The 7,536-nt window shown below is 60.9% G+C and carries 4 protein-coding genes and 2 rRNA genes; 4 read left to right on the top strand and 2 right to left on the bottom strand.

The window, feature by feature from the left end:
- Together C266_RS04725 and rrf are read left to right on the top strand one after the other, a co-directional pair.
- Positions 1-233 (top strand): 23S ribosomal RNA (locus C266_RS04725); the annotation flags it as partial.
- Between the two features lie 146 nt (positions 234-379).
- A 5S ribosomal RNA gene (gene rrf, locus C266_RS04720) occupies positions 380-492 on the top strand.
- A gap of 610 nt (positions 493-1,102) precedes the next feature.
- Here rrf and C266_RS04715 read toward each other — a convergent pair.
- Entirely contained in the window at positions 1,103-3,181 is a 2,079-nt protein-coding gene (locus tag C266_RS04715; RefSeq protein ID WP_010804557.1) for an OPT family oligopeptide transporter, read from the bottom strand.
- Between the two features lie 327 nt (positions 3,182-3,508).
- On the opposite strand from C266_RS04715, the gene C266_RS04710 reads away from it, so the two are divergent.
- Positions 3,509-5,023, top strand: a complete 1,515-nt coding sequence (locus C266_RS04710) for an MFS transporter (protein WP_010804556.1) — start codon at positions 3,509-3,511, stop codon at positions 5,021-5,023.
- Positions 5,024-5,068: 45 nt separating this feature from the next.
- On the opposite strand, the gene C266_RS04705 is transcribed toward C266_RS04710, so the two are convergent.
- Complete coding sequence (locus C266_RS04705; protein WP_010804555.1) at positions 5,069-6,367, bottom strand: serine hydrolase; 1,299 nt, start codon at positions 6,365-6,367, stop codon at positions 5,069-5,071.
- A gap of 385 nt (positions 6,368-6,752) precedes the next feature.
- On the opposite strand from C266_RS04705, the gene C266_RS04700 reads away from it, so the two are divergent.
- On the top strand, positions 6,753-7,511 hold the full coding sequence (locus C266_RS04700; RefSeq protein ID WP_371257031.1) for a MetQ/NlpA family ABC transporter substrate-binding protein: 759 nt from the start codon (positions 6,753-6,755) through the stop codon (positions 7,509-7,511).
- The last annotated feature ends 25 nt before the right edge of the window (positions 7,512-7,536 follow it).

The following is a 7,536-nucleotide window of genomic DNA, read 5'->3' as shown; positions in this document are numbered from 1 at the left end:
TGGACGAACCTCTGGTGTACCGGTTGTCACGCCAGTGGCATCGCCGGGTAGCTATGTTCGGAAGAGATAACCGCTGAAAGCATCTAAGCGGGAAACTCGCCTTAAGATGAGACTTCCCTGGGAACTCGATTCCCCTTAAGGGTCGTTCAAGACCAGGACGTTGATAGGTCAGGTGTGGAAGCGCAGTAATGCGTTAAGCTAACTGATACTAATTGCCCGTGAGGCTTGATCCTATAACCAGTGTGTTTTTCCTGGTGTGAGTTGCGTGTGTGCCCCAATGCGGGCGCTGATACCCTCACAACCCAACGACATGTTTGTACTACGCTTCTTCTGAATTGGTTTTGTTGCACTCACCGTGCAGCAGAACATACAAGTTATGCCTGATGACCATAGCGAGTTGGAACCACCCCTTCCCATCCCGAACAGGACCGTGAAACGACTCCACGCCGATGATAGTGCGGATACCCGTGTGAAAGTAGGTAATCGTCAGGCTCCCCTAAAAACCCCTTGCTACAGCGCGTAGCAAGGGGTTTTTGCTTTGTGCTCACACTTGGCCTGTTGTGCCCTTTCGGGCGACGCCGGCGATGCTTACGCCCTAAGACGAATTACGGACTTTGATCGGCTATGGCATGGTCTTGATGCGTCGAGCTGTTGACTCACGCTGACTCAGCCTCTGACGTGCGCTTTCGGAAGAAGCTATGGGCCGATGTCGGATGTCGATACAGCAGCTTGGTAACGCGGTGAGACCTCCGCATCAAGCATGACTTCGTTCTGTAATCGCCACCTATGACGTTCTGATCAATTGTGAAGGGCGACTTGCATCGGACCCCGTATCTATTCACTCAACACGCGCCGTTTTCGGCGGTGTCCATTGAATCTAAGCTGAGGTTACGACGGTAAGAGAGCCAGGACGCGGATGGCGTGCGACAGTAACCAACGCACTGCATATCGCTCTGCGCCGTTCGACGGAGGAAGGGGGGCGGGGAAGGGGGGGCACTGCGAGCCGCTCGATGTCGATCGAACATCCAGCGGCTCACAGCGTAGAGCCAAAATCTAAATCACCAACAAACTCGCTTGCCAACGAACTCGCCCGGTTGGCTCGTTACCGCGTTGTCGCGAGAACGCGTCGAACCAGCACTACGCAAATACCTGCGAACACGACCAGCGCGAGCCATTCGGCTGTCGGGGCAAAGCCACTCCCGACGACGGCCAACGGGGAATCTGAGCCGGTGAAGCCGACGACCATTGCCATCGCCACACCGACAAGACTCTCGCCGACGATCAAGCCTGACGCGAGCAACACGCCGCGTCGTTCAGCCGCTTCAGCGAACGGGCCATAGTCCTTGCCCTGTGCCTTCGCGCGCGCTTTCAACACGCGCTGTGCGATCCAGCCCAACAGCGCGCCAATCACCAGCACGGAACCAATCGTGGGCGGCAAATATATGCCGATACCTACGGCAATCACCGGCAAACGCGCGACGCCGCCTCGCTTGGCCAGCACCGCATCGATGGCGATCAACACGAGACCAAGCAACGCGCCAATGCCAAGCATCGACCAGTCGAGCTGGTGCGTGAAGATACCCTTCGCAATGGCCGTCATCAAAATCGCCTGCGGTGCGGAAAGCGCCTGCGATGGGTCCATACCCGGACGCGGCAACGCATCGATAAAGCCATAGGCGTTGTACAGCAGGTTCAGCACGGGCGGAATCACCGCGGCACCGACCACGCAGCCGATGAGCAGCGCCACCTGCTGACGCCACGGCGTGGCGCCGACGAGCCAACCCGTCTTCAGATCCTGCAGGTTGTCGTTCGAAATCGTCGCAATGGCGATGACGGCCGACGTCGTGAACAGCGCCAGCGCAATCGCGAGCTTGCTACCCTCGCTCGTGTCGAGCAACCCGCTGGCCTGACTGACACTGAGAATCATCAGCGAGACAAGCACCACCGCAACAATCCCGATACCCGAAATCGGGCTGGCCGACGACCCCACCAATCCGGCCATATAGCCGCAGGCTGCCGCGACGAGAAAGCCGAAGACCACCGCAAACACCACGCTACACGCCACCAGCGTCGCAATGGCGCCAAACGACAAAGGTGCCTCCGCGAGGAACACGCCGAATGTGACGACCCACACGGCCACGCACACGAGCGTGAGCCCGATCACCCAATACGGCGAGAGGTCTTGCTCGGTACGTCCCAACGCGGCGCGCTTGCCGCGTGCATCGTGTGACTGTCCCAGCGCAGTGAGCGACGTTCTCACGCCGTCGACCATCGGTTTCGCGAGCGTAATGAGCGTCCAGATGGCAGACACGCCGATGACACCCGCACCGATGAACCGCACCTTATGTTGCCAAAGACCATTGGCAAACGCGGCAATCGCCTGGCCATCGGTGTTGGGCGTCACGGATGTCAGCACCGGCACGGCAATGCCCCAGCTAAAGACGATGCCAAGCAGAATCGCCAAGCCCGAAACAATGCCGATGAGATAACCGGCACCGATCAAGGCGAGGGAGAAACCGGTCGTCAGACGAAAGACCGCAGTGCCGGCCGGAATCCACGCCGTAATGCTCTCGCCTAATACTCTCAACCCGCCTGTCGCGAACGCGAACAGTGCGGACACTACGCCGCCGAACGCGATTTCTCGCACGCCGCTGGCTTCGTTGGCACCCTCGCGTCGTGCCGGCGAAGCTTTTACGTCAGCCGACGCGACATCGTCTCCTTCACTGCCAACGCGCAGAATTTCCGCCGCTGCCACCCCTTCGGGGTAGGGGAGATTGCTGTCGACAACCATCGCACGCCGCAGCGGAATGGTGAACAATACGCCGAGAATGCCGCCCGACGCGCAGATCGCAAGCGTCAAGCCGAACGGAAAGCCCTGCCAGTGACCAATCATCAACAGACCGGGCAACACGAAAATTATCGACGAGAGCGTGCCGGCCGCAGACGCCTGCGTCTGCACCATGTTGTTCTCGAGAATGTTGCCGCCACGCAGCGCGCGCAACACTGCCATGGAAATGACAGCTGCCGGAATCGATGAGGAGAACGTCAGCCCGACTTTCAGACCGAGGTAGACGTTGGAAGCGGTGAACACCACGGTGATCAGGGCGCCGAGGATCATGCCGCGCACCGTCAACTCGGGCAGCGAGACGGCGTCGGGAATGCGGGTCGGGTGAGATGCCATGTAGGAATCGGGGGGGATTTTTCGCCCAATGAGAATGAGTGGCGCAAATTGTATGCGCCCCCGTGGTGCGCCGCCAGTCTTGACGGCCGACATAGAACGACCGTTCGAATTTCACTTTTCCCGAAGAGTGAAAGCTGGTACTAACTGACTTCGATTCAGTCCGGTAAATAGTGAATCCCAAGGCGTCGATATTTCATCTATTTACTTGATGGAATCCAACTTTTATTAATCGATTTATTGATGGATGATTCGGATTTCCATAGAAGACAAGAGAGAACGTGCGCACCCCCAATGAAAACGGGGCCGCGCAGTAAAAGGAGCTTTCCGATGTCTAGTCTGCATACCTCATCGCATCCGGTGAACGAGTCGAGCGGCGCGCGCCGCTGGCTGGTGCTTGCCGTCGTATCGGTGGCGCTGCTGCTCATCGTGATCGACATGACGGTGCTCTATACGGCACTGCCTCGTCTGACCCACGATCTTGCCGCGACGGCCTCCGCCAAGCTGTGGATCGTCAACGCCTACGCCCTTGTCGTGTCAGGCCTGCTGCTCGGCATGGGCACGTTGGGCGACCGACTTGGCCACAAGCGTCTTTTCCTCGCCGGACTGGCGGTCTTTGGTGTGGCGTCGCTCGCGGCGGCATTCGCCGCAAACGCCAACTTCCTGATCGGTGCACGCGCATTCCTTGGCGTCGGTGCGGCCATGATGATGCCCGCGACCTTGTCGCTGATCCGTCTGACGTTTGCCGACGCACGCGAGCGAGCACTCGCTATCGGCATCTGGGCGTCGGTCGCCTCCGGCGGCGCGGCCTTCGGGCCGATCGTCGGCGGTGCGTTGCTCGAGCATTTCTGGTGGGGATCGGTCTTCCTGATCAACGTGCCCATCGTGCTGGTCGCACTGCCGCTCGCGTGGTGGCTCATTCCGAAGGGGGGGGCGACATCGACGCAACCGTGGGACTGGTTCGGGTCACTGCTCTTCATGGTCGGCCTGATCGGGCTGACGTATGCGATCAAGAGCGTTGGCAAGCCGTCTCCGGATTGGCCGGTTGTCGCCGCCGCACTGATCGTGGGCACCGTTTTCCTGTGGGCTTTCGTGCGCCGGCAGCAACGCAGCGAGCATCCGCTGCTCGACTTCGCGCTTTTCCGCAATCCGGCATTCTCGGGGGCGGTAGTCGCGGCGTTGGTGGCGGCTGCCGCGTTGATCGGTATGGAACTGGTGTTCAGCCAGCGTCTGCAACTGGTTCTTGGCTATTCGCCGCTGGACGCCGGAGTGGCCATCATGCCGCTGGCGCTGGCCTCCTTCGTGGCCGGGCCGATTGCCGGGCGCCTGCTGCCACGCATGGGCGCTGCAAGGATGTTGCCGATCGCGCTGCTGACGTCGGCGCTCGGTATGGCGGGCTATCTCATGGTTCTCGACATGGGCCTTGTGCCGTCGGTGTTCTCACTGACGATACTTGGTTTTGGCGTCGGTGCGACGATAACTGCTGCATCGAGCACCATCATGCAGAGCGCACCACCCGAGCGCGCCGGCATGGCGGCGTCGGTCGAAGAGGTCTCTTATGAACTCGGCGGCGCGCTAGGCGTGACGTTCATGGGTAGCCTGCTGACGTTCATCTACGGCCGGTCGATGGATGTGCCGCAAACAGCGGCGTTGCCCGGCACCGTGCGCGACAGTCTCGACGAAGCCCTGTTGGTCGCGGAGCATTTGCCACCGGCGCTCGCCGATGCGCTAACGAGCGCGGCGAACACTGCCTTCAATCAGGGCTTCAACGTCGTGATCGGCACGGGCGCGCTGCTGCTCTTCGCAACGGCCATCTGGAGCTGCTGGCACGCGCGCAGGCGCTAACCGGCGAGTCCGAGGCGCGCGCTCACTTTCACGGGAGTGCGCGCTTCACTGCAACGAGCACGACAACCAATGGGCGATGCGCACGCCGTCGAGGCGAGAGCCTTCGGGGGTGTCGCTGCCGAGCATCGTCACGATGACGGGCCGGCGGTTGTGCACCATCACGCGCATCACCATGCTGTGCCCCGACTCCTTGATGAAGCCGGTCTTCTGCACACTCGCATTCACTTTCCCGTAGCGCACCAGACGGTTCGTATTGACGTACTGCAATTGCCCCTTGCCCGTGTGCACCTGTTGCTGATGATCGATTGAATAGCGTCGAATGAGCGGATACGCATTCGATGCACGCACCAGGCGTGCCAGCTCGCGCGCCGTCGACACATTGCGCGGCGACAATCCGGTCGAATTTTCAAAGCGCGTGTTCGGCATGTTCAAGGCGCGAGCCTTGGCGTTCATCGCGGAGATGAACGCCTTGCGCCCGCCCGGATAGTCGCGGCTCAATGCGGCGGCTGCACGATTCTCCGACGCCATGAGCGAGATATGCAGCATGTCGGCGCGGGAAAGCGTCGACCCCACGGCCAGACGAGAATGCGTGTACTTGAGCGTATCGAGATCCGCCTTCGTCACAGTGAGAGGGGCGCGCATCGCCGGACTGTTATCGAGCCAGACCACGGCCGTCATCAACTTGGACAGTGATGCAATTGGCCTCACCTGATCTGCATTGTGCGCGAACAGCGGCGTGTTCGTTTTTTCGTCGACGATATAGACAGCCCGCGAGAACAGACGTTTGCGTGACGCTGGCGTAAAGCCGCAACGGGCAAGCAATCTGGGTTTCGCATCGGTGCTGACTTGCGCGGGGGGAACCTTGGCAGCCGCAGCCGCAGCCGCAGCCGGGACAGCGGGGGCAGCACGGGCAACCGCCGTGGCGGTTGAGCGCTTCGCCCCGGCACTGCGCTTCGCCGCTGTGGACGGACGTTTCGCCGCTCCGGCGGGACGTTTCACCGCCGCTTTGGCCTGATGCGGCGGTTTCGCGGCCTTACGGCTCGCAGGCCCCTTTGCCCGAGGGCTTGCGGCTCGCTTGCGAGACGTACTCGCTGCCGCCGCTTTCCGATGTGTGGTCTTCGACGGCTTCTTCGCGGCCGCTTTCTTCTTCTTGACGGCATCGTCGCGGCGCTTGCCGGTGCTCGCGTGATGGCCCGTCGCGGCGAGGGCATCGCTCACAGGTAACCCGGCGATGAGCAGTATCACGCTGAAGAGCACCAGACGTGCGAGCGCGACGCCGCGCGGCGTCAAACCATAGAGACGGGGCAGGCAGGGGCTGAGCAGCGGGTACCACAGGGTAGACATCTTCGCGCGGTTCCGTAGTGAGAGGGTGACGGTCGACGCGTGCATGCAAAAGCACCGCCTCGCACGGCGGTGACCGCCATGCAGGGCACAGACGCAATACACGGGAAACCTGTTGGACGGTGTGTCGCCGAGGAGTTCCTGAATTTTCCGGCGACGCATGACAAAAAGTCGCATATATCGAACCTTCGGCGTACGAATGCTCTGCGCCACACGCCGTATTTGCTTTGCGCATTTGGTTATTGGACGGTATCGAGGGCGATTTCCTAAACTGTGCCTTCGCCTGAATCGGCACCTTCGACACCCAAAGCCAAAGGAATCATCCATGCAACGCCGCCAATTGTTTCGCCTGCTCGGCAGTCTCTCGCTCGCACTGGCCATCGGCTCGATGGGGACGATGGGCGCGCATGCTGCCGACAAGCCGCTCAAGGTCGGCGTGCGTGGTGGTGTCGACGAGGAGATTTGGGAAGTTGTCGCGAAGGTCGCGAAGTCGCGCGGCCTGAACGTCGAGCCGGTCGTGATCACCGGCACCGCGAGCCCGAACGAAGCGCTCAACAACGGCGATCTTGACGCCAACTCGTTCCAGCACATTCCGTTCCTGCGCGATCAGGTCAAGCAACGCGGTTACAAGATCGTGGCCGTGGCCGACACACTGATTTCGCCCATCGCCTTCTATTCGAAGAAGTACAAGTCACTCGAAGCGTTGCCCTCGGGCGCAAAGATCGGCTTGCCGAACGACCCCAGCAATCAGACCCGTGCGCTCGTGATTCTGCGTGACCACGGCCTGATCAAACTGCGCGACGGCTTCGATCCGTACACCGGCACGGCCACGCTCGCGGATGTCACGGCCAATCCGCGCAAGCTCGACTTTATCGAGAGCGCCTCGGTCGTGCTGGCCCGCTCGCTGCCCGACGTCGATGCCTCGGCCATTGTCAACAGCTTTGCCTATCAGGTGGGTCTCATCGCCACACGAGACGGCATCGCCGTGGAAAAGCGCGCGAACAATCCCTACGTGAACATCATTGCCGTGCGAGAGAAGGACAAGAACGCGGCGTGGGTCGCGCCGCTGGTCAAGGCGTATCAGTCTGAAGAAGTGCGCAAATTCATCGAGACCAAGTATCAGGGCTCGGTGGTCCCGGCGTTCTGAGACAGCACTCGACGCCACACGTCAC

Origin of the sequence: Pandoraea sp. SD6-2, from assembly GCF_000389825.1 — a bacterium.
In the GTDB taxonomy this organism is placed as follows: Bacteria; Pseudomonadota; Gammaproteobacteria; order Burkholderiales; family Burkholderiaceae; genus Pandoraea; species Pandoraea communis.
Note: the sequence above shows the minus strand (reverse complement) of the source record. Positions and strands in the feature narration are given on the sequence as shown.

What these genes read in the sequence shown, in the direction of transcription:
- C266_RS04715 (WP_010804557.1), bottom strand. Translation starts at nt 3,181, where the DNA reads ATGGCATCTCACCCGACCCGCATTCCCGACGCCGTCTCGCTGCCCGAG.
- C266_RS04710 (WP_010804556.1), top strand. Translation starts at nt 3,509, where the DNA reads ATGTCTAGTCTGCATACCTCATCGCATCCGGTGAACGAGTCGAGCGGC.
- C266_RS04705 (WP_010804555.1), bottom strand. Translation starts at nt 6,367, where the DNA reads ATGTCTACCCTGTGGTACCCGCTGCTCAGCCCCTGCCTGCCCCGTCTC.
- C266_RS04700 (WP_371257031.1), top strand. Translation starts at nt 6,753, where the DNA reads ATGGGGACGATGGGCGCGCATGCTGCCGACAAGCCGCTCAAGGTCGGC.